Source organism: Burkholderia sp. HI2500, from assembly GCF_002223055.1.
GTDB lineage: Bacteria > Pseudomonadota > Gammaproteobacteria > Burkholderiales > Burkholderiaceae > Burkholderia.
The window spans coordinates 474,888-498,679 of the sequence record NZ_NKFL01000005.1; the positions used below are offsets into that span (position 1 = coordinate 474,888).

Consider the following 23,792-nt stretch of genomic DNA (forward strand, 5'->3'; position numbering starts at 1 on the left):
ACAGACACAATGAAACGCAAGTCCCTGTTTGCACTCTCGGCCGTCGCGATCGTCGCGGCTGCCGCTCTCGTGCCGGTCCTGTGGCCGGGCAACGACACGCTGCACGGCGCTTCCGCCGTCGCGGCCACGCCGGCCGACCAGGCCGCGCTGATCAAGAAGGGCGAATACCTCGCGCGCGTCGGCGACTGTATCGCGTGCCACACCGTGCGCGGCGGCAAGTCGTTCGCGGGCGGCCTGCCGATGGCGACGCCGTTCGGCACGATGTACACGCCGAACATCACGCCGGACGACAAGGATGGCATCGGCAAGTGGACGTCGGACGACTTCTACCGCGCGATGCACACCGGTCGTTCGAAGGACGGCAGCCTGCTCTACCCGGGCTTCCCGTTCGCGAGCTACACGAAGGTCACGCGTGCGGATTCGGACGCGATCTACGCGTACCTGCGCTCGGTCGCGCCGGTGTCGGTGCCGAGCCGTCCGCATGAACTGAAGTTCCCGTTCAACAACCGCAACCTGCTGATCGGCTGGCGCACGCTGTTCTTCAAGGAAGGCGAATACAAGCCGGATCCGACCAAGTCGGTCGAATGGAACCGCGGCGCGTACCTCGTCGAAGGCCTCGGCCACTGCTCGATGTGCCACACGTCGATCAACATGATGGGCGGCCCGGTGACGGGCTCGGCGTTTGCCGGCGGCCTGATCCCGCTGCAGAACTGGTATGCGCCGTCGCTGACGAACGACAAGGAACTCGGCCTCGGCGACTGGCACGTGCAGGAGCTGTCCGACCTGCTGCAGGCCGGCGTGTCGCAGAAGGGCGCGGTGTTCGGCCCGATGGCGGACGTGGTCCACAACAGCCTGCAGTACATGACCGACGAAGATACGCGCGCAATGTCGACGTACCTGAAGTCGATCCCGCAGAAGGCTGAAGCGCCGAAGAACATGCAGTACGAGCCGTCGAAGCAGTTCGGCAACGCGCTGTTCGACCAGGGCAAGAAGATCTACGCGGACAACTGCGCGACCTGCCACGCCGAAAACGGCGCGGGCAAGCCGCCGGCGTATCCGCCGCTCGCGGGCAACCACTCGATCATGATGGAATCGGCCGTCAACCCGATCCGCATGGTGCTGAACGGTGGCTATCCGCCGAGCACGTTCAAGAATCCGCGTCCGTACGGGATGCCGCCGTTCGCGCAGTCGCTGTCGAACCAGGAAGTTGCGGCGGTCGTCACGTATATCCGGGTATCGTGGGGCAACAACGGTACGCCGATCTCGCCGCAACAGGTGAGCGACCTGCGTTCCGCGCCGCTCGACTAAGAAGCGGCTGACACAAACGGGGCGCGGCTGCGGGAAACCGCGGCCGCGCCCTTTTGCATTTTGCATTTTGCGATGTCACTTCCCGCGCGGGCCGCGCGCGACGTCGCCGATCATAAAACTGAAGAGTGGTATCTATGTCTTTCGAATCTCTCGGCTTGGCCGAACCGCTGGTCAAGGCGGTCAACGAGCTCGGCTACACGTCGCCGACCCCGATCCAGCAACAGGCGATCCCGGCCGTCCTCGGCGGCGGCGACCTGCTCGCCGGCGCGCAAACGGGCACCGGCAAGACCGCCGGCTTCACGCTGCCGATCCTGCAACGCCTGCATACGTTCTATGCGGAACATCGCGGCGCGAAGCGCGCAGTGCGCGCGCTGATCCTCACGCCGACGCGCGAACTCGCCGCCCAGGTCGAGGAAAGCGTCCGTGCGTACAGCAAGTACCTGAAGCTGCGCTCGACCGTGATGTTCGGCGGCGTCAGCATCAATCCGCAGATAGATGCGCTCAAGCGCGGCGTCGACATCGTCGTCGCGACGCCGGGCCGCCTGCTCGATCACATGCAGCAGAAGACGATCGACCTGTCGGACCTCGACATCCTCGTGCTCGACGAAGCCGACCGGATGCTCGACATGGGCTTCATTCACGACATCAAGCGCGTGCTCGCGAAGCTGCCGCCGCAGCGCCAGAACCTGCTGTTCTCGGCCACCTTCTCCGACGAGATCAAGGCGCTCGCCGACAGCCTGCTCGACTCGCCCGCGCTGATCGAGGTCGCACGCCGCAACACGACCGCCGAAAGCGTCGCGCAGAAGATCCACCCGGTCGACCGCGACCGCAAGCGCGAACTGCTCACGCACCTGATCCGCGAACACAACTGGTTCCAGGTGCTCGTGTTCACGCGCACGAAGCACGGCGCGAACCGGCTCGCCGAGCAGCTGACGAAGGACGGCATCAGCGCGATGGCGATCCACGGCAACAAGAGCCAGTCGGCCCGCACGCGCGCGCTGGCGGAGTTCAAGAACAGCACGCTGCAGGTGCTCGTCGCGACCGACATCGCCGCGCGCGGGATCGACATCGACCAGCTGCCGCACGTCGTCAATTTCGACCTGCCGAACGTGCCGGAAGACTACGTGCACCGGATCGGCCGCACGGGCCGCGCGGGCGCGACCGGCGAAGCCGTGTCGCTCGTGTGCGTCGACGAGAAGCAGCTGCTGCGCGACATCGAGCGGCTGATCAAGCGCGAGATTCCGCAGGAAGTGATCGCGGGCTTCGAACCCGATCCGAACGCGAAGCCGGAGCCGATCCAGCAGCGCCGCGGGCAGCAGCAGCCGCGCGGCGGTGGCGGCGGCGGTGGCAATCGCCAGCCGCGCGCAGGCGGCTCAGGCCAGCCGGCCGCGAAACGCGACGGCAATGCGCAACCGAAGGCGACCCAGCAGAAGGCCGCGAAGCCGCGCACGCAAGGGCAAGGCGGCGCCGGCGGCAACGGCGGGCGTCCGGCCGGTGGCGGCAACAGCGCACGCCCGGCGAACGGCAATGCCGCGCACGCGAACCGCAACCGCTCGTCGCGCAGCGGCCAGCGCGGTCACTGAAGCCGTGCGGCTGCGCGCCGCAGGTGCTCGACCTGGCGTTGCCAGCGCGCGAGCACCTCGGTGCGCTCCCCTTCCAGCGTGAACGTGACACCTGTCGCGAGACGCGCATAGCCGACCCGCTGCGCATCGCCGTGCGCGATCGTCGCAGCGAATCCGGCCAGTCCGCCGAAATCTCCTTCGAGCGGCGCCATTCTCAATTGCGCCTGAAAGAACGCGCCGTCCGCGACCAGCGTCAACGCGGCCGACCGCCGTTGCGCGATCGCGCGCGCCGCACGCGATTGCGGCCAGAGCGCCAGCAGCAGCGTGCGCGCATCGTGTGCATAGATTTCGCCGACGCCGAGCAGCGTCGTGCGCAACTGGCCATCGTCGGTCGCGACGATCAACGATGCGGCGAGGTCGGCATGACGCTCGAGCGCGGTACCGTCGAACAACGAGACGACGGCCGGCGGCCACGCATCGAACGTCCATTGTTCGAGCGCGTGGCGATGGGTATCGGTCATGATGGCGTGGCCCCGATGGATAAGCGGATGAAGAGCCGCAGCATACGCGCGTCGGGCCGCGCCGCGGCGCTCAGCGCAGGAACACGTGCCGCGTGATCTTCGTGAGCGGATAGTGAACGCCCGGCTGGATCTTCGCGGGCAGGTCGAGCGGCTTGAGCAGCATCTTCACGCACATGTCGGCCGACAGGTTGCGCCGCACGAGCGTGCTGATGCGCGCGGCGCGTTCGCGGTTGTACTGGCTGTCGCCGACACGATCCGGATAGCGCACCGCGAACACGTGGCGCAGCGCGATCTCCGAATCCTCGTTCTTGATCTCCATCACGCGGCGCGCCAGCGCGCCGAGCACCGCAAGGCGGCCATTGCCTTCGACCTGGTTGTACTTCTTGAAGAACTTGAAGAAGTGCTTGTAGTGGCGCACTTCGTCGGTGCGGATGTTGTCGGTGATTTCCTTCAGCACGGGCTCGTCCGAGCACTCGTTGATCGCGCGATAGAGCGTGGCCGTGCCCGTCTCGACGACGCAGCGCGCGACCATCTCGAGCGCGCGGGTCTTCTCGAACGCCTCGACCTTGCAGGTCTGCGAATACTCGGCGAAGAAGTTCGCGAACGCGGTATCCCAGTCGAACTCCGGCCACACGTGCGCGATGTATGCCTTCAGCGCGCGCCCGTGCTGCAATTCTTCGTGCTCCCATGCATTGTTGAGCCATGCGGAGACTTCCGGATCGTCGTTGAAGAACTGGCTCAGATTGCTCGTGTAGAGATCCGAGCCGCTTTCGATGAACGACGACGCGCACAGCAGCAGCAACAGATCCTCGTTCGCGGCGGCACGTTGACGATCGATCCGGTTCAGGTCGATGTCCTCGATTCGCCACGGCATCACATGCGTCGTTTTGGTGTCCATGGTGGTGCGCTCCCAGTCGTCGCGCGGAGGCCGGCCCATGCCTTCGGCACAGGCGCCGGCCCTCCCGCAGGCGGCGTTTTACTTGCGTTTATAGTGGATTGGTCCGGCCGAACCATGCTGGCATCTTAGCCGGACTTTGATGTTCATGCTTCAAAGCACTGACCATACCCGACAAGCGCAGTTCCACGGCGTCTGTTGCCGTTCGTTAGACGAGTCCTTCAAACCGCTTGCGCCCGCGCGGTGATACGGCTTGCCGCAAACGAAACGGGCGGCCATTCGGCCGCCCGCTAAGCACACGACATGCCGGCGAACGTCGCCGGGAATCCGTCAGAAACCAGCCGCCAGACCGTCGCGCCGGCTGTCGCTCGCGGCCACGTAGCCGCGCTCGCGATCGTCGCGATCGAGACGCCAGATGAACTGCCCCGAACCGAAATCCATGTAAGGATCGTCGATCGACTTGATCGTATGGCCGCGTGCGGCCAGCCCATCGACGGTCGCGCGATGCATCGTTGCCTCGACGTCGAGCGTGAAGTCGCGGTTGACCTTCCAGCGCGGCGCATCGCAGGCCGCCTGCGGTTGCTGCCCGTAGCCGAGCATCCGCACGACGGTCTGCAGGTGTCCTTGCGGCTGCATGTCGCCGCCCATCACGCCGAAGCTCATCACGGCCTCGGTCCGGCCTTCGACCTCCTCGGTGACGAACGCCGGGATGATCGTGTGGAACGGCCGCTTGCCGCCCGCGACGACGTTCGGCGAAGCCGGGTCCATCGAGAAGCCGTGCCCGCGATTCTGCAGCGCGATGCCGGTGCCGGGCACGACGAGCCCCGAGCCGAAGCCCATGTAGTTCGACTGAATGAAGCTCACCATCATCCCGCGCTCGTCGGCCGCCGACAGGTAGATCGTGCCGCCCGAATGCGGCCGGCCAGCGGCGAAGTGCGTCGCGCGCGCGGGGTCGATCAGTTTCGCGCGCTCGGCGAGATACGCGTCGTCGAGCATCTGCTCGGGCGTGACTTCCATCGCGCGCGGATCGGCGACGTAGCGATAGACATCGGCGAACGCGAGCTTCATCGCCTCGATCTGCAGATGCTGCGAGTCGACCGAATCGACTGGCCACTCGGTCACGCCCGCATGCCCGGCGATCCCGAGCGCGATCAGCGCGGCGATGCCCTGCCCATTCGGCGGAATCTCGTGGATCGTGTGACGGCCGAAGCGCTTGCCGATCGGCTCGACCCATTCGGGCCGGTAAGCCTGCAGGTCGGCTGCGGTCAGCGCGCCACCGCCTTCGCGGGAGAACGCGGCGATGCGCTCGGCGAGCACCCCCTCGTAGAACGCGCGCGCACCTTCCTTCTGCAGCGTGCGCAACGTCTGCGCATGGCCCGGCAGGCACACGCGCTCGCCCACCTGCGGTGCGCGGCCATGCGGCATGAAGGTGTCCGCGAAACCCGGCAACCCCTTGAGTTCCGGCACCGCGGCCGCCCACTTGTGCGCGACGATCGGCGGCACCGCATAGCCGCGCTCCGCGATCTCGATCGCCGGTTCGAGCAGGTCCGCGAACGGCAGCGAACCGAACTTCGCATGCAGCGCTTCCCAACCCGCGATCACGCCCGGCACGGTGACGGTGTCCCAGCCGCGCGTCGGCTTGTTCGCGATGCCGTTACCCGCGTCGCCGTGGCGCGTGCGGAAATAGTCGACGTTCCATGCGGCCGGCGCGACGCCCGACGCGTTCAGCCCGGACAGCCGCTCGCCGTCCCACACGAGCGCGAACGCGTCGCCGCCGAGCCCGCACGACACGGGCTCGACGACCGTGATCGCGGCCGCGGCGGCCAGCGCCGCGTCGACCGCGTTACCGCCCTTCCACAGCATCCGCAGCCCCGCCTGCGCGGCGAGCGGGTGCGACGTCGACACGACGTTGCGCGCGAACACCGGGATGCGGGTCGTCGGATACGGGTTGTGCCAGTTGAAGCCAGTCATCGGTTCCACCTCGTCGAAAGCTGAATGATCGCGCCGGACGCGCCCCCCGCGTGCGCGGGCAATCCGCCATTGCAGCGCGATCGGCACAATCGCACAAATTCATTTGTCACATGAATCCATGCGATTTCCGCATGAATATCAGGCAACCGTGCGGGCCGGGCCGGCCTAACGCCGTTGCCGCCCTTACAATACCCGCTCCGTCTCACGACACGACCATCGAGCCATGACCCGAGATCCCCGCCTCACCCTCAACGCGCGCCAGCAGGAATTGCTCGAATGGGTGCAGCGCGACGGCTTCGTGACCGTCGACGATCTCGCCGCGCACTTCGCGGTGACGCCGCAGACGATCCGCCGCGACGTGAACTGGCTGGCGGACCTGAACCTGCTGCGCCGCTACCACGGCGGCGCGAGCCTGCCGACCAGCTCGGAGAACGTGTCGTACACCGCTCGCCAGCGGATGTTCCACGACGAGAAGCGGCGCATCGCGGCGCTCGCGGCGTCGCACATTCCCGATCAGGCGTCGCTGTTCATCAACCTCGGCACGACCACCGAGGAAGTCGCACGCGCGCTGAACCGCCACCACGGGCTGCACGTGATCACGAACAACCTGAACGTCGCGTCGATGATGAGCGGCTACCCCGACTGCGAGGTGCTGATCACGGGCGGCATCGTGCGGCCGTGGGACAAGGGGATCGTCGGCGAACTCGCGATCGACTTCATCCGCCAGTTCAAGGTCGACTACGCGATCATCGGCACGTCGGCGATCGAGGCCGACGGCACGCTGCGCGACTTCGACACACGCGAGGTGCGCGTGGCCGAGGCGATCATGCAGCATGCGCGCACCGTCTATCTCGTGACCGACCATTCGAAGGTCGGCCGTCCCGCGCTGGTGCGCCAAGGCCACCTGAGCCAGGTGCACGCGCTCTTCACCGACAAGCCGCTGCCGCCCGAGATGGCCGACACCGTCGCGGCCGCCGGCACCCAGGTGTACGTCGCCGAGTGACGGTTCCGATGCTGCACCGCACCCGAAACTTCAAGTGAAATCAAGAAGTTGGCGTTGCGAGCAAACCGCTTGCGCGTGGCTCGGCTGTCAAACGGAAAATTAACGGGGCCCGATTTGTCGTTGCCCGCGCGCTCGACTAGACTCCAGTTCCCCGGCCCATTTCGACCGTTCCGCCTGTGCCAGGGCGCGGACGAATGGCATGGCCGGCGAATACAGCTTTCCCCCCAAGCCATACCCCGCTGGGTATCGCGCGTCGGCCCGTGCGCCGGCTGCGCGGGCTGACTGGTCGCCATGGAGAGAACGATGCTGAGTCCGCATGAATTCGCCACGCTATTGCTTGTGAAGGACGCTCCCGATCAAACCCACATGGATCGGGACGAAATCGACGCACTGCTCGAACAGCAGCTCGTCCGTCTGGAAGGACTCGGTTCGGGGCGCAAATACTGCGTGACCGAAACCGGCGACGCCGCGCTGCGATCCATCAAGTACCGCTATTCGTAAAACCACACCGTTCCTGACCTGACCGCGCCGCCCGGCTGCCGGGCCGCGCGGTCACCCCCGCTTCCCTCCCCCCGCCCCGCCGCAGCCTGCTTCAGCCGCCGCGCAGCGTCGGATCGACCGCCGCCCGCCAGCTGATGGCCTGCGCACGCGCGCCGTTGAAATACGCGATCCAGCCGGCACGCGCCGCCGCATCGGGCGCCGCATAGTGCGTCGAAAGTTCGTTTACGAACGCACAATAGTTCGCATCGGTCAGCCCACGATACCGTTTCGCCACGTACGCGTCATACAGCGTCGAGTAGACCGGCTGCGCGTCCGCACCCCAGTCCCGTGCCGTGCCGCCGCATGACGTCTGCAGGTCGACGAACGACGGCGTGCGCCAGTTGCCGGCGAGCGGCGGCATCCCGGCAGTGCACCCCGCCAGAAGGACGGCGCATACGCCGGCCCACATCCCAATACGCATGATTCACCTCGTGAAACGGTCGATTTCGCCAGTATCGTCCGGGATCGCGCCGCGCGCTACTGGCCCCGCTTTATCGAACTTTACTTTTTCGATTTCGTTCGTTAAATTTCGAATTCGAACATTTCCTGTTCACCCATTTCCATCAGACGATAAGGACAGCAGGTGACCCAACCGAATCGCTACGATCTGCTCGTCGTCGGCGGCGGCATCAACGGCGCGGGCATCGCGCGCGATGCGGCCGGCCGCGGCCTGTCGGTCATGCTCTGCGAGCAGGACGATCTCGCGTCGCACACGTCGTCGTCCAGCACGAAGCTGATTCACGGCGGCCTGCGCTACCTCGAGTACAACGAGTTCGGGCTCGTGCGCAAGGCGCTGCAGGAGCGCGAGACGCTGCTGCGCGCGGCGCCGCACATCATGTGGCCGCTGCGCTTCGTGATGCCGCACATGCCGAACCTGCGTCCGGCCTGGCTGATCCGCATCGGCCTGTTCCTTTACGATCACCTCGCGAAACGCGAACTGCTGCCCGGCTCGCGCGGCATCGACATGCGCCGCCATGCGGCCGGCGCGCCGCTGATCGATTCGATCAAGCGCGGCTTCGTCTATTCGGACGGCTGGGTCGACGACGCGCGCCTCGTCGTGCTGAACGCGATGGATGCGAAGGAGCGCGGCGCCCAGATCCTGACGCGCACGAAGCTGGTGTCCGCCGAACGCCGCGGCGACGAATGGGAAGCGCGACTGCAGCACGCCGACGGCTCGATCCGCGTCGTGCATGCCCGCGCGATCGCGAACGCGGCCGGCCCGTGGGTCGGCGACGTGCTGAAAGGCGCGCTCGGCCGCGGCGCGCACCACAGCGTGCGGCTCGTGAAGGGCAGCCACATCATCACGCGCCGCCTGTTCGATCATGACCACGCGTACATCTTCCAGAACCCGGACAAGCGGATCATCTTCGCGATTCCGTACGAGCACGATTTCACGCTGATCGGCACGACCGACGTCGAATACACGAACGATCCCGCGAAGGTCGCGATCGATCGCGACGAGACGCAGTACCTGTGCGATTCGATCAACCGCTACTTCAAGCGCAAGATCTCGCCGGCCGACGTGCACTGGACCTACTCGGGCGTGCGCCCGCTGCTGGAAGACGAAAACGCCGCGAACGCATCGGCCGTCACGCGCGACTACCGCCTCGAGCTGGACGACGGCGCGGGCGCCCCGCTGCTGTCGGTGTTCGGCGGCAAGATCACGACGTTCCGCAAGCTCGCGGAAGAAGCCGGCGACATGCTGTGCCGCGTACTCGGCCGCGACGCGAAGACCTGGACGGCCGGCGTCGCGCTGCCGGGCGGCGACATCGCGAACGCGAAGTTCGACGCATTCGCCGATACGTTCGCCAAACGCCATGCGTGGCTGCCCGCCGCGCTCGCCCGCCGCTATGCCCGTGCATACGGCACGCGCGCGGAACGCGTGATCGACGGCGCGAAGTCGCTCGCCGATCTCGGCACCGAAATCGCACCGGGCATCTACGACGCCGAACTGCGCTACCTGCGCGACGCCGAATGGGCGACCTGCGCGCAGGACGTGCTGTGGCGCCGCTCGAAGCTCGGCCTGCACGTCGCGCCCGGCACGCTCGACGCGGTGACCGCCGCGGTCGACGCGTGGTTCGCCGCCGCGCACGCGCCGCACGCCTGACCGGAATGCAGTTGCAGTTGCTTGACCGACGTTGACTCACCGACGCGCCGCCCCACATGCGGCGCGCATCACAACTAAGCCAAATCCACGGATGGAGATGAGAGACATGCAGGATCAGTACATCCTCGCGCTTGACCAGGGCACCACGAGTTCCCGCGCGATGCTGTTCGATCGCCAGGGCAATATCGTTTCGATCGCCCAGAAGGAATTCGAGCAGATCTACCCGCAACCCGGCTGGGTCGAGCACGATCCGCAGGAAATCTGGTCGACGCAAGCCGGCGTCGCCGCCGAAGCCGTCACGCGCACGGGCCTGAACGGCACGTCGATCGCCGCGATCGGCATCACCAACCAGCGCGAAACCACGATCGTCTGGGATCGCGAGACGGGCCAGCCCGTCTACAACGCGATCGTCTGGCAGGATCGCCGCACGGCCGACTTCTGCGATGCGCTGAAGGCCCAGGGCTTCGAGGCGAAGGTGCGCGCGAAGACCGGCCTGCCGATCGATTCGTACTTCTCCGGGACCAAGATCCGCTGGATTCTCGACAACGTGCCGGGCGCACGCGAGAAGGCCAAGCAGGGCAAGCTCGCGTTCGGCACCGTCGACAGCTGGCTCGTGTGGAACTTCACGAAGCACGAACTGCACGTGACCGACGTGACGAACGCGTCGCGCACGATGCTGTTCAACATCCACACGCGCGAGTGGGACAACGAACTGCTCGACATGCTCGACATCCCGCGCAGCATGCTGCCGGAAGTGAAGGCATCGTCGGAAATCTACGGCCACACGAAGACCACCGTGTTCGCATCGAAGATCCCGCTCGCGGGCATCGCAGGCGACCAGCACGCGGCGCTGTTCGGCCAGATGTGCACGACGTCGGGCATGGTGAAGAACACCTACGGCACCGGCTGCTTCCTGATGATGAACACCGGCGACAAGCCGATCGAGTCGAAGAACAACCTCGTCACGACCATCGCCTGGCAGATCGGCGACGACGTGCAGTACGCGCTGGAAGGCAGCATCTTCATCGCGGGCGCGGTGGTGCAGTGGCTGCGCGACGGCGTCGGCATCATCAAGTCGGCCGCTGAAATCGAAGCGCTCGCCGCGAGCGTGCCGCACACCGACGGCGTCTACCTGGTGCCCGCGTTCGCCGGCCTCGGCGCACCGCACTGGAACGCGCGGGCGCGCGGCTCGGTGTTCGGCGTCACGCGCGGCACGACCTCCGCGCACCTCGCACGTGCGGCGCTCGATTCGATCGCGTACCAGTCGCTCGACGTGCTAGCCGCGATGGAAGCCGATTCGGGCATCAGCATCGGCGAGCTGCGCGTGGACGGCGGCGCGAGCGCGAACGACCTGCTGATGCAGTTCCAGGCGGACCTGCTCGGCGTCGACGCGGTGCGTCCGCAGATCACCGAGACGACCGCGCTCGGCGCGGCCTACCTCGCGGGCCTCGCGATCGGCTACTGGAAGAACCTCGACGAAGTGCGCGACCAGTGGCAGCTCGATCGCCGCTTCTCGCCGTCGATGCCGAAGGAGCACGTCGAACGCTGCATGTCGGGCTGGCAGCGTGCGGTGCGTGCCGCGAAGGCATGGGCCGACGACGCGCAGTAACCGTCAGGCATCCGGACGAAATACAACAACACCGGCGGACCGCGCACTGCGCGAGTCCGCCGTGATTCAAGAGAGACAAACATGTCACCTTATATTGCGGAATTCATCGGCACAGCGATCCTCGTGCTGCTCGGCAACGGCGCGGTCGCCAACGTGCTGCTTGCAAAGACCAAGGGCAAAGGCGCGGACCTGATCGTGATCGTGATGGGCTGGGCGATGGCCGTGTTCGTCGCCGTCTACGTGACCGCGTCGTTCAGCGGCGCGCACCTGAACCCGATCGTTACCATCAGTCTCGCGCTCGCGGGCAAGTTCGCGTGGTCGAAAGTCGGCGGCTACGTCCTCGCGCAGATGCTCGGCGGGATGGCCGGCGCGCTGCTCGTGTGGCTCGCCTATCGCCAGCACTTCGCGAAGGAAGCCGATGCGGACCTGAAGCTCGCGGTGTTCTGCACGGCGCCCGCGATCCGCAGCGTCACGCACAACGTGCTGACCGAAGCGATCTGCACGTTCGTGCTGATCCTCGGCGTGCTGTACCTCGCGTCGCCGCAAGTCGGCCTCGGCGCGCTCGACGCACTGCCCGTCGGCCTGCTCGTGCTCGGCATCGGCATCTCGCTCGGCGGCCCGACCGGCTATGCGATGAGCCCCGCGCGCGACCTGTCGCCGCGCATCATGCACGCGCTGCTGCCGATCCCCGGCAAGCGCGACAGCGACTGGCGCTATGCATGGGTGCCCGTCGTCGGTCCGCTGCTCGGCGGCGCCGCGGCGGCCGGCCTGTACCTGCACCTGCATACGACGATCTGATCGTGGCTTGACCGAAACGCGCGGCGGTCCTCGCCGCGCGTTTTGCTTTCCTTCCTTCGTTCGCCTTCCCTCGCGCTTCGTTTCCGCTACCGGCCTCACTCGGCCGATACCAGCGACTTCAGCTTCACCCCCGTATCCGCGACAGCCAACGGGCTCACGTCGCTCCCGCGCTCGACCAGCATTCTCGCCACCCGCATGTCCTTGACGAACCCCGACGCGCGGCCGAAACCGCTTGCGGCGACGAGCCGCGCTCCGGCATCGAAATGGAAATGGATTTCCGCGTCGTCGCCGAGCACGCGCGCGACCGATCGCTCGCCAAGCGCCGGCTCTCCAGCCACCTGCAACTGCGCGTCGTATTGATCCGACCAGAACCACGGTGTCTCGCGATACGGCTCGTCGGCGCCGAGCATGTTGCGCGCGGCGACGCGTGCCTGGGTCTCGGCGCCGTGCCAGGTTTCCTGCCGGACCGGCCGGCCCGACAACGCACTCGGGAACACCGCCACGTCGCCCGCTGCGTAGATGCCGCGCGCCGACGTCTCGAGCCGCTCGTTCACGACGATGCCGCGCTCGACGGCGAGGCCCGCCTCACGCGCCAGCTCGTCGGCCGGCTCGATGCCGATGCCGGCGACGACCGTGTCGGCGATCAGCGTGTCGCCGTCGTCGAGCACGACGGCCAGCGCGCCGCCCGCCGTCCGCTCGATCGCAACCGGCTTCCGCTTCACGCGAATGGCCACGCCCTGCCGTTCGTGAAGCGCGTGCACGCGCGCCGCGATCGCCTCCGGCACCGCACGCCCGAGCAGGCGCGGCGCCGCATCGAGCACCGTCACGCGGCACCCGCGCAGTCGCGCCGACGCCGCGACTTCGAGGCCGATGAAACCGCCGCCGATCAGCACGACCCGTGCATCGGGCACGAGCCGCGTGCCGAGCGCCGCCGCGTCGTCGAGCGTGCGCAATGCAAACACCCCGTCTAACGTCGCACCTGGAATCGTCAAGCGACGCGCGCGGCCGCCGGTCGCGAGCAGCAGCGCGTCGTAGCCGGACACGCGGCCATCCGACAGGCGCACTTCGCGTGCGTCCGGATCGATACGCTCGACCGTCGCGACGACCGGCTCGATGTGATCGGCCGCCCACGCTTCCGGATCGCGCAACCGGCACTGCGCCGCGCTGCGTTCGCCGGTCAGCACGCCCTTCGACAACGGCGGCCGCTCGTACGGCAGGTGCGCCTCCGCGCCGATCAGCACGATCCGCCCGCCCCAGCCGGATTCGCGCAGCACCTGCGCCGCGCGGCCGCCCGCGTGGCCCGCGCCGACGATCGCCATCACCCGGTCGCTCGTCATCGCGTTACACCTCGATCAGGATGCGGCCGTTGTCGATCTTCGCGCGGTACGTGCGCAGCTTCTCGCAGGCGGGCGCGGACAGCGGCCGGCCGTCGCGCACGTCGAAGCGCCCGTTGTGCTTCGGGCATTCGATCACGTGGTCGATCACGAGCCCGTCCGCGAGATGTACTTGCTCGTGCGTGCACAGGCCGTCGCTTGCATAGACTTCGCCGTCGATGCGGTAGATCGCGTACGTGTGGCCGGCATGGTCGAAGCGCGCGACGTCTTCGTCGTCGATGTCGTCGAGCGCGCCGGTGTCGATCCATTGCGTCATGTTGCATGTCTCCTGGGTTGGAAGGTTCGATGTCGGTCACGCGCGCGCGGCATCCGGCACGGGCCGCACGACGTAATCGGTCGGGTCGCGCGTCTGCCTGACCAGCGCCGGCACGATCTCCGCATACGCGTCCAGCGTGCTGCGGTACGGCGGCGGCATGTCGGCCTTCACCGCCTCGTGCAGCTTCGGCAGCGCGTGGAACGGCACCATCGGGAACATGTGGTGCTCGACGTGGTAGTTCATGTTCCAGTACAGGAAGCGGAACACCGGATTCATCATCACGGTCCGGCAGTTGCGCCGGTGATCGAGCACGTTCTCGGGCATGCCCGCGTGCTGCGTGAGGCCGAAATACAGGTACAGCCACGCGCCGTAGAGGCTCGGCAGCCCGATGTAGAGCAGCGGCAGGATCGTGTGCCAGTAGAGCGAAGCACCGGTCACGAGTGCGTACACCGCGAGATGGAGGCGAGACTCGCGCACCACCTTCGGCCGTTCCGATTCGGGCACGTAGGTGCGCTCCTCGTCGTCGAGCCGTCCGGTGAAGGCCGTCACAATCATCTTGCGCAGCTCGCCGGCCACGTGCTTCAGCGCGACGATGTTCAGCGCGAGCGAGGCCCAGTCGGTCGGCTTCGGCGCGGCGATTTCCGGATCGCGCCCGACGACCAGCGTATCGGTGTGATGACGTGCATGGCTCCAGCGCCACGCCGTCGCGCGGCGGAACACCTGGAACGACGCGACCTGGTACAGCACGTCGTTCATCCAGCGCGTGCGGAACGCGGTGCCGTGCCCGCATTCGTGCCAGCGCGAGTCGGCCGGGCTGCAGTAGAGCGTGCCGTACACGAAGAACGCGGGAATCGCCCACGCCGAATGTGCGCGCCACGCCAGCCATGCGAGCCCCCCGCTGATCGCGATCGCCGCGTACCAGATCAGCGTGTCGCGGATCGCGCGCGCGTTGCCGCGCTGCATCAGCTGCTTCATCAGCGGCCGCGGCACCGGGCATCGATACCACTCCGCGTTGGCGAGCCCGGCCGCCTGCGCGCGCTCGCCGGCGCCGCCGATCATCCGGTAGGCCTGACGGCGCGCCACCGTGCGGTCGTGCGCCTGGTCGTCGATATGAGCCACGTGCGTCTCCTGGATTCCTTGTTCGTAGGAAGCGCGGCAAGCGCTTCGGCATGGAATCAAAATTAGGCCCGCGGCCTCCCTCGCTCAATCGAAACGTTGACGAAATTTCGCCATCGCTTTAGCGTTCCCCGCATTGCCACGTCTCGATGGCGACCCCACGATGGAGACATCCATGGCAGGCGAATCCGGGCCGCGCTGGCGCAAGCGCACCGCACGCTTCGACGAGATCGCGGCGCTTGCCGGCGTCAGCACGACCACCGTCGACCGCGTGCTGAACGAGCGCGGCAGCGTCTCGGCGCAGGCGCGCGAACGCGTGGTGGCGGCCGCGCGGCAGCTTGGCGTGCCGCGTCAGTTGCCCGACACGCGGCACGGGCTGCTCCACGTCGACGTGCTGCTGCCGGACACCGACGCGGCTTTCTTCAAGCGGCTGCAGCTGGCGCTGCAGCGCTCGCTGCAGATGCTCGACCGGCGCGTGGTCGTGCACCGGACGATCCTGCCCGCCGCCGACGACGAGCGGGCCGCCGCGCTGATCGAACGGCCCGCCTACCGGCGCGCGGCGCTGATCGTCACGGCGCGCGACACGAGCCGCGTGCGCGACGCGCTGGCCGGCGCGATCGCGCGCGGCGAGACCGTCGTCACGATGGTCACCGACATCGGCGGCATCGACCGCGCGCACTTCGCCGGCATCGACAACTACCGGGCCGGGCGCACGGCCGGCTATTACATCGGCCGCCTGGCGGCACACCCCGGCCGCGTGCTGCTGCTCGGCGGGCGCATGGGCTACCGCGCGCACGCCGACCGGATGGCCGGCTGCCGCGACCAGCTCGCCGAAGCGTTCGCCGCCGTCCGCTGCGACGCCGAGCCGGTCGAGACGCTCGACCAGGACGACCGCTGCTACCGCGCGGTGACGAAGACGCTGCATGCGCACGACGACGTGGTCGCGATCTACAACAGCGGCGCCGGCTCGGCCGGCATCGAAGCGGCGCTGCGCAAGGCCGGCGCGGCCGGCCGCGTCGTGTGGATCGGCCATGAGATGATCGACCTGCACCGCACCTTCATCGAATCCGGCGCGATGGATCTCGCGATCGACCAGGATCCGGACGGCCAGGTGATTTCCGCACTGCAGCACGTGCTGCATGCGTGCGGGATCGTCGAACAGCCGCCACCGGCCGATCCGGTCGAATTCCGCGTGTTCTGTCCGGCAAACGTGCGGACGAGCGCGTACCTGCCGGCCTGAATTCGAACGCCCGGCCCACCGTCTGTCGCGCCACATGCGCGTTGCGAAAATATCGACTGCCGCGTTGGCGATTTTTCGCCAACGTTTGTCATGCAGCCCGCGCCGCGCCTCCGTACATTGGGCAGCCCATCCCATGACAATGGCGGACAGGAGACGATGGCTGAACCGATCCTCATCGGCGTGAACCTCGACGGCGTGCTCGAACACGACGACCTGCCGTTGCCCGCGCCCGCCGAACGCTTCCGGATGGTCGCCGGCGCCGGTGTGTTCGACTACGTCGAAAAGAATCCGGCGCGCGGCGAGGACCTGTCGCCGTATTTCGCGCTGGTCGAACGCCATGCGCTGCCGATTCGCGTGATCGGTGGCATCTGGTGCGCGGGCCGTGACGAAGCGCACGTCGCCGAGATCGTCGACGCGGGCGCGCGCTTCGGCAGCACGGTGCTCAACTGTCAGCTGCATGCGCGTCACGCGAGCGGCCATCCGCTGTCCGATCGCGAGGTCGCCGATTTCTACCTGCGGACCTACGAGCGCGGCGAGCCGGCCGGCTGCCTGCCGAGCCTCGAAGTGCACGTCGACATGTGGAGCGAGGATTTCACGCGCATCGCACGCGTCGCACGGCTTGTCGAGCAGGCCGGCGTGCCGTTCCGGATCACGCTCGATCATTCGCACCTGCTGTTCAAGATCGGCAACCACACCGAACTCGATGCATCGGGCATCCGCGACGCGGCCGACGGCGGCCGGCGGTTGCTCGACCCTGCATCGCCCGACGCCCTCTACGCCGACTGGATCGCGTGCGGCTGGGTCCGGCATGCGCATGCCCGCAGCGTGATGCCGAATAATCCGGACAACGCGTGGATGCGCCGCGCCGACGGCAGGCCCGGGCGCGGCATCCAGTATCCGTTCGTCGCGCCGGCACCGGGCACCTATCACGGCGCATGGCGCGCTGAGGCACTCGACACGTGGAAGGCCGCGCTTCGGCAGTTGCTGCACGCGCAGGCCCACGCACAGCCGGCGCGCGTCGAGCAGATCAGTTGCGAATTCATCCCGTTTCCCGACTACGGCGGCGGCGCGCGCTATTCGATCTTCGACAACAACGTCGCATGCGCGCACTGGCTGCGCGACACGTGGCGTGCCCTCGCCGCGCCGCCGGCAGCCGACGTCGCACACACCGGCACCTGATTCGCCCCCCGCCCCCACTCGAGACCCAAGGACAGAACGATGACGCAAGCCTTCCATTTTTCGCTGAACCGGATGAGCGCCCCGCGCTTGCCGTTCGACCGTTACGTCGCGCTGTGCCAGCGCCTCGGCGTCGACACGATCGAGATCCGCAACGATCTCGACGGCGTCGAGATCGCCGACGGCACGCCGGCCGCCACCGTGCGCGCAACGGCCGAAGCCGGCGGCGTGACGATCCTGACGATCAACGCGCTGCAGCGCTTCGAGCAATGGAACGCCGAGCGCGCGGACGAGGCGACCGTGCTGGCCGACTACGCGGCGCAATGCGGCGCGCGTGCGCTGGTGCTGTGCCCGACCAACAGCCGCGGCGACACGCGCAGCGCGGACGTGCGCCACGCGGATCTCGTGAAGGCGCTGAAGGCGCTCAAGCCGATCCTCGACGCGCGCGGCCTGCTCGGCTTCATCGAGCCGCTCGGCTTCGAGGAATGCGCGCTGCGCCGCAAGTCGGATGCGGTGAAAGGCATCTACGACGCGGCGGGCGAACAGGTGTTCCGGCTCGTGCACGACACGTTCCACCATCACCTGTCGGGCGAGGACATCTTCTTCCCGACCCTGACGGGCCTCGTGCACGTCTCTGGCGTCGAGGAGGACGACCTGCCGGTCGACCGGATGCGCGACGGCCATCGCGTGCTGGTCGGCGGCGCCGACCGGCTCGGCAATATCCGGCAACTGCGCCAACTGCTCGCGCGCGGCTACCGTGGCGCATTCTCGTTCGAGCCGTTCGCGCACGAAATCGCCGAGGCCGACGACATCGAGGACCGACTGCGAGCGAGCATCGACTACGTGCGCGGCGAACTGGCGAATCAATGAGCGCCGCCACGGTGCACGGCCAACTGCAGCCGCGCACCGGCGCATATTCACGAAATCAACAGGAGAACGGAATGATCGAATTCGCGTTGTTCGGCGCGGGACGGATCGGCAAGATCCATGCGGCGAATCTCGCGCGCCATCCGGGCGCGAAGCTGAAGTACGTCATCGACCGGCATGCGCCGTCGGCCGAAGCGCTGGCCCACGCGCACGGCGCGCAGGTGGCCGACATCGAGCGCGCACTCGGCGATCCGGCTGTCCGGGCGGTCGTGATCGCGTCGAGCACCGACACGCATGCGGACCTGATCGTCGCGGCCGCGAATGCGGGCAAGGCCCAATTCTGCGAGAAGCCCGTCGACCTGAGCGTCGAGCGCTCGCGTACGTGCGCGGACGCCGTCCGGCGCAGCGGCGTGACCTGCATGATCGGCTTCCAGCGCCGCTTCGACCCGACGTTCGCCGCGCTGAAGGCGCGCGTCGAGCGCGGCGAGATCGGCGCGCCGGAAATGCTGGTCGTCACGAGCCGCGACCCGGGCGCACCGCCCGTCGACTACATCCGCAGTTCGGGCGGCATCTTCAAGGACATGCTGATCCACGACTTCGACGTGTTCCGCTGGATTCTCGGCGACGAAGCGCAGACGCTGCACGCGACCGGCAGTTGCCTGACCGATCCGGCCGTGCACGACGCGGGCGACATCGATTCGACGGCCGTGACGATCCGCACGCGACGCGGGCTGCTGTGCCAGATCAACACGTCGCGGCGTGCCGCGTACGGTTACGACCAGCGTTTCGAGCTGCTCGGCAGCACCGGAATGCTGCAGGCCGGCAACGTGCGGCCGACCGAGGTGAGCGCGTGGCTCGCGGCCGGCATCGCGACGGATGTGCCGGAGCCGTTCTTCCTCGAACGCTACCGGCACGCGTATGCGGCCGAGATCGCGCACTTCGTCGATGCGCTGCGCGACGGCACGCCGGTCCGCACGACGATCGACGACGGGCTCGCCGCGCTCGAACTGGCCGAGGCCGCGATGACTTCGTGGAAAACGGGGCGCGTAATCGAGCTGTGACGTCACGGGCGACAAGCGGTGACAGGCGGCGGCGAACCGCGCAAGCGGGCCGCCGCCGGACGATCGGCACCCCACCCGGACGAGACGCAGCCAGCGCGCGGCCGCGTCGGGAAAATTTGCCGAAGCGTCGCGCGGCGTGTGCGTGAATGCACGTATGATGGCGAATTGATCTGTGTCGCCGACATCCCGCTTTTTCACCACCATGCTCGATCACCTCATCTGCGACTGCGACGGCGTGCTCGTCGACAGCGAAATCATTGCCGACCGCGTCCTGCTCGACACGCTGTCCGCCACGTTCCCGAATCTCGATTTCGAAGCCGCCGCCAAGTCGGCGTTCGGCCAGCAGACGTCGCGCTTCCTGGCGGGAATCGAATCCCGCTTCGGGATCGAGATGCCGGCCAACTTCATCGATACCATCGAGCACAACATCGAGCGCGCGCTGGCGCAATCGCTCGCGCCGATCTCCGGCGTGCGCGACGCGCTGCTGAAGGTGAGCCTGCCGGCGGCCGTCGTGTCGAACAGCCGGCTCGCCCGCGTGCGCAGCTCGCTGAAGCGCGCGGCGCTCACCGAGATCTTCGGCGATCGCGTGTTCAGCTCCGAGCAGGTGGCGCGGCCGAAGCCCTACCCCGATGTCTACCTGCATGCAGCGCACACGCTCGGCGTCGCGCCGGAGCGCTGCATCGTCGTCGAGGACAGCGTGTCGGGGCTGAATGCCGCGCGGGCGGCAGGCATGAAGACGATCGCATTCGTCGGCGCGAGCCACATCCCCGACAACTACGCGGACGCGCTGCGCGCGATGGGCATCACGCGAATCATGCGCAAGATGGACGAACTGCCGGCGCTCGTCGAAGCCGGCATGCGCGGCGAATTCGGAGACGTACAGTCCTGATGGTCGTGCCGGCCCGATCAGGCTGATCGAGCCGATCCGGCGTGCGCCGGTTCACGCACGCCGTGCAACGGGCGCGCGAACGCACCCGCCTTCCCCTTCACAGCACTCAGGCCGGTTCGCAGCAGCGCTCGCGCGCGGCGGCCAGCGCCTCGCGAAACTCGACGAGTTCCGCGATCGTCAGCATCGGCAACCCGTGCTGTTGCGCGAAACGTTCGACATCGTCGCCGCGCGTCATCGTGCCATCCGGATTCATCAGCTCGCACAGCACGCCGGCCGGCTTCAGGCCCGCGAGGATCGACAGGTCGACCGTGCCTTCGGTGTGACCGCGACGCGCCAGCACGCCGCCCGGTTGCGCACGCAACGGAAACACGTGGCCCGGGCGCACGATGTCGTGCGGCTTCGCGCCTTCTGCGATCGCCGCGCGAATCGTCGTCACGCGATCGGCCGCCGATACGCCCGTATGCACGCCTTCGCGCGCCTCGATCGACACGGTGAACGCGGTGCCGTTGCGGCTCTCGTTGGTCTGCACCATCGGCGGCAGCTCGAGCGCACGCACGGTGTCGTCGGTCAGACACAGGCACACGATGCCGCTGCATTCGCGGATCAGCAGCGCCATCGTCTCGGGCGTGATGCGCTCGGCGGCAACGATCAGGTCGGCTTCGTTCTCGCGGTCGTGGTCGTCCTGCAGCACCACGGCACGGCCGGCGCGCATCGCTTCGAGCGCGGCGGCGATGCGCGGCGGCACCGGTTCGGAATCCAGCAACGGGAGATCGGCAAAGGCGTCGGCGGGGGCCGACGAAACGGACATCAAGGACATGTGAAACGCTCCTCGCAAATACGATTTGGGCGAAAAACGTTTCAGGGCATTGCAAACAGACAGAACGACAACCCGCTTCGCACACATGGCGAAGCGGCCCTGACGGACATGACTATCTGCACATCTTCTCTCATCCGGACTATGACCGTCGGCTCTGGCATTCGACCAGATCTGCTGACCCCGCGCGGATGCGCGGGCGCTCGCGGGCTCGCCGGCTTACGCCAGCCTACCGCCGGTGGGGAATTGCACCCCGCCCTGAAGACGCACTGATTTGCCGGATGGGCCAACCCCATCGACGGCGGGCCAAGCATACAACAGCTGCGCGCTCGGCGCAGCGGACACTCCCTAAAACCTTACTGACGACTCCGTCTAACGGCATCGTCCAAACGGCCGACGGCCGACCCGCGTTCTCGTCCGAACGGCGAGCACGCGAGCCGCTTCCGTGCGGCCTGCGTTGCGCGGTCAGCCGGCCGCGTGCGCGGCATGTGCCGCGTGCGCCGCATCGGGCACGAGCCAGCGCGGCGGCACCTCGGGGCTCACCGTCACGCGAAATGCACGCGCTTCGCTGTCGCCCGGGTTGCGCAGGCTGTACGGCTGGTCGGCATCGAACACGATCGCGTCGCCGGTCGCGAGCAACTGGCGGCGGTCGTGCACGCTGACTTCGAGCGTGCCCTCGCTGACGACGAGGTTGACCGTCGTGCCGGGCGCGCGGCGGGCGCCGGGCTCCGTATGCAGCGGCGCGATCCGCAGCTCGTGGAACTCGGCCGCGGCCGGCTCGCCTTCCGGGTACAGCGCGCGTGCCGAGAAGCGGCCGTTCGAGCTGACGACCCGCGACGCACGCTCGGCCGCCAGATGCTCGAAGCCGTTCACGGCATGGCGGCGCAGGAAGGCGGCGACCGATACCTTCAGCGCCGCGGCGATCTTGCAGAGCACCTTGATCGACGGCACGCTGCGCGCCGACTCGATCTGCGCGAGCATCGCGCGCGACACGCCGGACAGCCGCGCGAGCGCATCGAGCGACAATTGCCGCTCGGCACGCAACCGCGCGAGGTTCACGCCAACGACCTGTTCGAGCACGTCGAGCGACGCGGACGCCCGCGCATCGGCGGCGTTGCCGGATTCGAAGGAAGACACGTCGCGCACGAGCGCCAGGGATGAAGACATAGCATTGCCTCCGGGCCGCGGTGCAGCCCTGCGAATGGGGTAAGCCGGGATCGGAATCGGATTGCGCCAGCAACGGCGCGTATCGAGACGCTATCACCCGGTCTTGCACCGGCAAACGAAGTTATCTTCACACCGTTATCAGCATCGCGGAGGAATGCGTTCCTCGCGAACCTTTTCCTGCCGCTATCGCGTCATGCGGGCGCCGCGCGTTGCACCGCTCATTGCGCCGCCGGTGCCGTGCCGCGCGACGGCCCGCGCGCGCCGAGCCGCATCGCGAACCACGTGACGACGAGCGCCGCGAACGTCACCGCGACGGCCACCCAGGGCAGCGCATCGAGCGCCAGGCCGTGCTCCAGCGCAAGGCCGCCGAGCCACGCGCCGAGCGCATTGCCGACGTTGAACGCGCCGATGTTCAGCGTCGATGCGAGATGCGGCGCGCTTGCGGCCTTCTCGACCACGTGCGCCTGGAGCGGCGGCACCGTCGCGAATGCGGCGATCCCCCATACGAACACGGTGACGGCCGCCGCGACCGGATGGTGGCTCGTCCTGGCGAACACGACCATCACGGCCATCAGTGCGACGAGGATCGCGATCAACGACGGCATCAACGCGCGGTCGGCGAGCTTGCCGCCGAGCGTGTTGCCGATCGTCAGCCCCGCGCCGAACAGCACGAGGATCAGCGCGACCGCGCGCGGCGAATAGCCCGACACGGACTGGAGAATCGGCGCGATGTACGTGAACACGACGAACACGCCGCCGAAGCCGAGCACGGTCATCAGCAGCGCCAGCCACACCTGCGGCTCCTTCAGCACGCGCACTTCTTGGCCGAGGCCGACCGGCCCGCTGTCGTGGCGGTTCGGCACCAGCGCGGCGACGCCGCCGAGCGACAGCACGCCGAGCGCGGCGACGATCCAGAACGACGCGCGCCAGCCGAGCAGCTGGCCGACGAAGGTGCCGAACGGCACGCCGAGCACGTTCGACAGCGTGAGCCCCGTGAACATCAGCGCGATCGCGCTCGCACGCTTGTCGGCGGGCACGAGCGACGCGGCGACCACCGCGCCGATCCCGAAGAACGACCCGTGCGCGAACGACGTGACGACCCGCGCGACCATCAGCATCGCGTAGCCGGACGCGGTCGCGCACAGCACGTTGCCGACGATGAAGATCGCCATCAGCCACTGCAGCGCGGCCTTGCGCGGCATGCGGCTCGTCAGCACCGCGAGCAGCGGCGCGCCGGCCGCGACACCGAGCGCGTAGCCCGTGACCAGCAGGCCGGCCGACGGCAGCGACACGGCCAGATCGCGTGCGACCTCGGGCAGCAGGCCCATGATGATGAACTCGGTGGTACCGATGGCGAAGGCGCTGATCGCAAGCGCCAGTAACGGAATGGGCATGTCGTTCTCCGGAAGGCGGCGGGCGCGGCGCCCGGTCGGTGCCGCACCGCACAAAAGGCAGGATGTGCGCATTGTCCCGAAGATGCCGATATTTGATAATTGGC

22 protein-coding genes and 1 riboswitch are annotated in these 23,792 nt (G+C 67.8%); of the genes, 12 read left to right on the forward strand and 10 right to left on the reverse strand.

Annotation, left to right across the window (positions count from 1 at the left end; translation table 11 throughout):
- The first annotated feature begins 9 nt into the window (after positions 1 to 9).
- Positions 10 to 1,308, forward strand: coding sequence for a c-type cytochrome (locus CFB45_RS15100; RefSeq protein ID WP_089426268.1), 1,299 nt, complete (start codon positions 10 to 12; stop codon positions 1,306 to 1,308).
- 134 nt (positions 1,309 to 1,442) lie between these two features.
- Positions 1,443 to 2,891 carry a DEAD/DEAH box helicase gene (locus tag CFB45_RS15105; RefSeq protein ID WP_089426269.1) on the forward strand — a complete coding sequence of 483 codons (1,449 nt, stop codon included), beginning with the start codon at positions 1,443 to 1,445 and terminating at the stop codon, positions 2,889 to 2,891.
- On the opposite strand, the gene CFB45_RS15110 is transcribed toward CFB45_RS15105, so the two are convergent.
- From CFB45_RS15110 to CFB45_RS15120, 3 genes are all read right to left on the reverse strand, one after another.
- Complete coding sequence (locus CFB45_RS15110) at positions 2,885 to 3,391, reverse strand: hypothetical protein (protein WP_089426270.1); 507 nt, start codon at positions 3,389 to 3,391, stop codon at positions 2,885 to 2,887. The two genes, CFB45_RS15105 and CFB45_RS15110, sit on opposite strands and share 7 nt — an antisense overlap.
- Before the next feature lie 70 nt (positions 3,392 to 3,461).
- On the reverse strand, positions 3,462 to 4,289 hold the full coding sequence (locus CFB45_RS15115) for a ferritin-like domain-containing protein (RefSeq protein WP_039360322.1): 828 nt from the start codon (positions 4,287 to 4,289) through the stop codon (positions 3,462 to 3,464).
- A 327-nt stretch (positions 4,290 to 4,616) separates the two neighbouring features.
- A complete protein-coding gene (locus CFB45_RS15120) occupies positions 4,617 to 6,257 on the reverse strand; it encodes a gamma-glutamyltransferase family protein (protein WP_089426648.1) in 1,641 nt (546 codons plus the stop codon).
- A gap of 223 nt (positions 6,258 to 6,480) precedes the next feature.
- On the opposite strand from CFB45_RS15120, the gene CFB45_RS15125 reads away from it, so the two are divergent.
- A complete protein-coding gene (locus CFB45_RS15125; protein ID WP_006493999.1) occupies positions 6,481 to 7,260 on the forward strand; it encodes a DeoR/GlpR family DNA-binding transcription regulator in 780 nt (259 codons plus the stop codon).
- A gap of 303 nt (positions 7,261 to 7,563) precedes the next feature.
- A complete protein-coding gene (locus CFB45_RS15130; RefSeq protein ID WP_011353109.1) occupies positions 7,564 to 7,761 on the forward strand; it encodes a hypothetical protein in 198 nt (65 codons plus the stop codon).
- Between the two features lie 91 nt (positions 7,762 to 7,852).
- On the opposite strand, the gene CFB45_RS15135 is transcribed toward CFB45_RS15130, so the two are convergent.
- Positions 7,853 to 8,221 carry a hypothetical protein gene (locus tag CFB45_RS15135; RefSeq protein WP_069248791.1) on the reverse strand — a complete coding sequence of 123 codons (369 nt, stop codon included), beginning with the start codon at positions 8,219 to 8,221 and terminating at the stop codon, positions 7,853 to 7,855.
- A 162-nt stretch (positions 8,222 to 8,383) separates the two neighbouring features.
- On the opposite strand from CFB45_RS15135, the gene glpD reads away from it, so the two are divergent.
- The 3 genes from glpD to CFB45_RS15150 all read left to right on the forward strand — a co-directional run bounded on the left by glpD (position 8,384) and on the right by CFB45_RS15150 (position 12,314).
- A complete protein-coding gene (gene glpD, locus CFB45_RS15140; RefSeq protein WP_089426271.1) occupies positions 8,384 to 9,907 on the forward strand; it encodes a glycerol-3-phosphate dehydrogenase in 1,524 nt (507 codons plus the stop codon).
- Positions 9,908 to 10,013: 106 nt separating this feature from the next.
- Positions 10,014 to 11,516, forward strand: coding sequence for a glycerol kinase GlpK (glpK, locus tag CFB45_RS15145; protein ID WP_069248793.1), 1,503 nt, complete (start codon positions 10,014 to 10,016; stop codon positions 11,514 to 11,516).
- 81 nt (positions 11,517 to 11,597) lie between these two features.
- A complete protein-coding gene (locus tag CFB45_RS15150) occupies positions 11,598 to 12,314 on the forward strand; it encodes an MIP/aquaporin family protein (protein ID WP_006484467.1) in 717 nt (238 codons plus the stop codon).
- A gap of 95 nt (positions 12,315 to 12,409) precedes the next feature.
- On the opposite strand, the gene CFB45_RS15155 is transcribed toward CFB45_RS15150, so the two are convergent.
- From CFB45_RS15155 to CFB45_RS15165, 3 genes are read right to left on the reverse strand one after another with little or no spacing between them, the layout of a single operon-like run.
- A complete protein-coding gene (locus CFB45_RS15155) occupies positions 12,410 to 13,651 on the reverse strand; it encodes an NAD(P)/FAD-dependent oxidoreductase (RefSeq protein WP_089426272.1) in 1,242 nt (413 codons plus the stop codon).
- Positions 13,652 to 13,655: 4 nt separating this feature from the next.
- Complete coding sequence (locus tag CFB45_RS15160; RefSeq protein WP_089426273.1) at positions 13,656 to 13,964, reverse strand: non-heme iron oxygenase ferredoxin subunit; 309 nt, start codon at positions 13,962 to 13,964, stop codon at positions 13,656 to 13,658.
- Positions 13,965 to 14,000: 36 nt separating this feature from the next.
- Positions 14,001 to 15,083, reverse strand: coding sequence for a fatty acid desaturase family protein (locus CFB45_RS15165; RefSeq protein WP_089426274.1), 1,083 nt, complete (start codon positions 15,081 to 15,083; stop codon positions 14,001 to 14,003).
- A gap of 172 nt (positions 15,084 to 15,255) precedes the next feature.
- Between CFB45_RS15165 and CFB45_RS15170 the strand changes: the two genes are divergently transcribed.
- From CFB45_RS15170 to CFB45_RS15190, 5 genes are all read left to right on the forward strand, one after another.
- Positions 15,256 to 16,320, forward strand: coding sequence for a LacI family DNA-binding transcriptional regulator (locus CFB45_RS15170; protein WP_089426275.1), 1,065 nt, complete (start codon positions 15,256 to 15,258; stop codon positions 16,318 to 16,320).
- Positions 16,321 to 16,476: 156 nt separating this feature from the next.
- A complete protein-coding gene (locus CFB45_RS15175) occupies positions 16,477 to 17,499 on the forward strand; it encodes a xylose isomerase (protein ID WP_089426276.1) in 1,023 nt (340 codons plus the stop codon).
- 39 nt (positions 17,500 to 17,538) lie between these two features.
- The gene (locus CFB45_RS15180) at positions 17,539 to 18,366 is read left to right on the forward strand and encodes a TIM barrel protein (protein WP_089426277.1); all 828 of its coding nucleotides are present in this window, start codon (positions 17,539 to 17,541) and stop codon (positions 18,364 to 18,366) included.
- A 71-nt stretch (positions 18,367 to 18,437) separates the two neighbouring features.
- Positions 18,438 to 19,424, forward strand: coding sequence for an inositol 2-dehydrogenase (gene iolG, locus CFB45_RS15185; RefSeq protein WP_089426649.1), 987 nt, complete (start codon positions 18,438 to 18,440; stop codon positions 19,422 to 19,424).
- A gap of 202 nt (positions 19,425 to 19,626) precedes the next feature.
- Positions 19,627 to 20,313 (forward strand): HAD family hydrolase, encoded by a 687-nt coding sequence (locus tag CFB45_RS15190; RefSeq protein WP_089426278.1) that lies wholly within the window; start codon positions 19,627 to 19,629, stop codon positions 20,311 to 20,313.
- A gap of 106 nt (positions 20,314 to 20,419) precedes the next feature.
- Here the strand turns inward: CFB45_RS15190 and ribB are convergent, their stop codons facing one another.
- The 3 genes from ribB to CFB45_RS15205 all read right to left on the reverse strand — a co-directional run bounded on the left by ribB (position 20,420) and on the right by CFB45_RS15205 (position 23,688).
- A complete protein-coding gene (ribB, locus tag CFB45_RS15195) occupies positions 20,420 to 21,130 on the reverse strand; it encodes a 3,4-dihydroxy-2-butanone-4-phosphate synthase (protein ID WP_039360016.1) in 711 nt (236 codons plus the stop codon).
- 118 nt (positions 21,131 to 21,248) lie between these two features.
- Positions 21,249 to 21,397: riboswitch (FMN riboswitch) on the reverse strand.
- Between the two features lie 195 nt (positions 21,398 to 21,592).
- Complete coding sequence (locus CFB45_RS15200; protein WP_069248802.1) at positions 21,593 to 22,294, reverse strand: helix-turn-helix domain-containing protein; 702 nt, start codon at positions 22,292 to 22,294, stop codon at positions 21,593 to 21,595.
- 218 nt (positions 22,295 to 22,512) lie between these two features.
- The gene (locus CFB45_RS15205) at positions 22,513 to 23,688 is read right to left on the reverse strand and encodes an MFS transporter (RefSeq protein ID WP_089426650.1); all 1,176 of its coding nucleotides are present in this window, start codon (positions 23,686 to 23,688) and stop codon (positions 22,513 to 22,515) included.
- Between the last annotated feature and the right edge of the window lie 104 nt (positions 23,689 to 23,792).